1 protein-coding gene is annotated in these 1281 nt (G+C 61.2%); it reads right to left on the bottom strand.

Going from position 1 to position 1281, the window contains the following annotated elements:
* Positions 1-28: 28 nt before the first annotated feature.
* Entirely contained in the window at positions 29-1231 is a 1203-nt protein-coding gene (locus AU193_RS17415) for an IS30 family transposase (protein WP_064423629.1), read from the bottom strand.
* Positions 1232-1281: the final 50 nt, after the last annotated feature.

The following is a 1281-nucleotide window of genomic DNA, read 5'->3' as shown; positions in this document are numbered from 1 at the left end:
CGGCATTGTCAACCGGTGAGTGCAACGTTTAGGCGGCGGCTTGGTCGAGGAGTGCGGCTAACCGCTGGGCCGGTGTGTCGAGATCGAGGGTCGGTCTGGGCCGGCGGTTGAGGAGATCTTGTATGCGTTTGAGATCGGCCTTGGTGTAACCGCTTAGGTCGCTGCCTTTTTCGAACCAGAATCGCAGCAGTCGGTTGGTGTTCTCATTGGTTCCGCGCTGCCAGGGTGAGTGGGGGTTACAGAAGTAAACCGGGGTGTTGAGCTGGAGCTGGATGTCACGCCAATTGGACATCTCGCTGCCGCGGTCCCAGGTGATCGACCGACGCAGATCCTCGGGTAACTCACTCATCGCCTTGATCATCGTTGTGGCTACCGTTTCGGCGGTGTGATCGCCGGGCAGGTGCAAGAGCAAGGTGAACCGGGTGGACCGCTCGACCAGGGTCCCGATCGCACTCGTGCCCCCGGGCCCCAGTATCAGATCGCCTTCCCAGTGGCCGGGCACTGCGCGGTCGGTGGCCTCGGCCGGACGATCGCTGATTTTGAATTCCTCACCACTGCTGTAGACCCCGCGACGATTGTCGGTGCGGTCGCGTGGCTTGCGCTTGGCCCGCCGGGTAGACAGCCGTTGGTGCAAATCAGCGCGCAAACTACCTCTAGCCTGCACATACAGGCAGCGATAGATCGTCTCGTGGCTCACCCGCATCAGCTTGTCATCGGGGTAGTCGCGGGCCAATACATCGGCGATCAGCCCGGGACTCCAACCGATATCCATCCAGCCCTCAATCTGGGCGCACAACGGATTGTCTTTGAGCTTGAGCGCCTTAGGCCGCCGCGCGCGTTCGGCCGCGCGGGCATGGGCCATCAAGGCGTGGTAATCCCCGTCGGGGTTCTTATTGCGAGCGATTTCGCGACTGACCGTCCAGCGGCCCCGACCGATTCGGCGCGCGATCTCGGCCTGGGTGAGGTGGGCATCAAGACCGCGCATGATCTTGACACGTTCGTCCAAACTGAGGTCGGCGCCGAATCCACCCGGACGCAACAAATTCCCCGGATTAGCCAGCCCACCACTTCCGCGACCCTTACGTAGTGTCATCGCACCAGCATCGCGCCACCACAGCCACCCGGTGTTGTATGACACACCCGCACACAGGGCGGCATCTCCAACAGTCGATCCCAGACACACACGATCAAAGAAATCTCGACGAACCGAAACTCCGAACGGACTCGGCATAGCGCAACTCCAATCACAACAGATGTTGCACTGACCGTATGAATCTGCCG

Source organism: Mycobacterium sp. GA-1285 (assembly GCF_001499905.1).
Classification (GTDB): domain Bacteria; phylum Actinomycetota; class Actinomycetes; order Mycobacteriales; family Mycobacteriaceae; genus Mycobacterium.
This window is presented reverse-complemented; position numbering and strand designations above follow the sequence as displayed.

Coding starts and splice junctions, on each gene's coding strand:
- AU193_RS17415 (WP_064423629.1), bottom strand. CDS start 1,231: ATGCCGAGTCCGTTCGGAGTTTCGGTTCGTCGAGATTTCTTTGATCGT.